Origin of the sequence: Asticcacaulis sp. AC460, assembly GCF_000495795.1 — a bacterium.
GTDB lineage: Bacteria > Pseudomonadota > Alphaproteobacteria > Caulobacterales > Caulobacteraceae > Asticcacaulis.
The window spans coordinates 1-1,107 of sequence record NZ_AWGD01000058.1 but is presented as its reverse complement, the minus strand read 5'-3'; the positions used below and the strand labels follow the sequence as shown (position 1 = coordinate 1,107).

Sequence of the window (1,107 nt, the reverse complement as noted above, 5' to 3'; positions counted from 1 at the left end):
TTTTAGGACGAGATTGGCGGCTTCGATGAGCTTTCGCATGACAGCGACAATGACGACTTTTGGCGGTTTTCCGGTACCCAGAAGTCTGTCGGCGAAAGTCTTGAAGTCGCTTTTGATCCTTTTGGCTACCAGGGCCGCCATGTAAACGAAGGTTCTGGGCCTGGAGCGGCCATCGATAATGAACCTGCGCCCATGGAAGTTACCGGAATCGCGGTCAAACGGTGCGACGCCAAGAAGGCTGGCGGCTTGACCGTGCTCGAGACTGCCCAGTTCGGGCATACGCACGACCAGTACGGCCGCCACGACATCGCCTACGCCTGACAAGGTCTTGAGCAGATCGAAGCGAACATTGAGATCAGGGCGTGCCCTGATCTTAGCGATGATCAGCTTCAGGACGTCGCGCTTCTGCTGAACCAGGCATTGCTCACGAGCCAAAGCCATGGCTTTCACGACGGCCGGCCGTTCGTGCTCAGCCATGTTTTTGGTCATGGCAAGCAAATCACTGGTCTGCTCGTAGTAGGTCAGCAGATCAGCCAGATCGACCAGATAGGGATCGCGGCGTGCGATGATCCCATCATAGGCTTGCGTCGCCAGGGCAATAAGCCTGGCATCCGCCTTGTCGGACTTCATACGGATACGCCGGTAAATCGCGAAGGCCTTGACCTCCATCGGCTGATGGAGAACGACCTCGAAGTCTTCTGCCTCAAGCGCGGTGCGAACACCACGCTCGTAATCTCCAGACGCTTCCATGCCCACGCGCTTGACCTTGTGAGCCCGCAGCCAACCTGTCAGTTCTGTAAAGCCAGCCGGGTTGTTGGCTATCCGGCAATGGTCCGTAGACTTGGCAAGAGCAACATCCAGCCACTTCTTGCCGATATCGACACCCGCCACATCCGTGGTACACTTTCCCTGTTTCATGATCTCAACCTTGTGTCTTCGGGCCCTAACGCCCATGCAACCATCCGAGGCATGAATCCAAAGGTGGCCCAGCTCCCCAACAGCTCATCACAGCTCAGGGGAAAACGGCCCGTCCTTCAGACAGGATTGGGGTCTGCAGACCCCAATCCTGTCCAGAACCTAACACAGCTTGCACAAACAAGGGGGACC

The 1,107-nt window shown here is 56.8% G+C and carries 1 protein-coding gene; it reads right to left on the bottom strand.

Annotated features, from left to right (window positions below):
• Positions 1–918: IS110 family transposase (locus ABAC460_RS47865; RefSeq protein WP_052012839.1), on the bottom strand; the 918-nt coding region annotated here is incomplete at its 3' end.
• Positions 919–1,107: the final 189 nt, after the last annotated feature.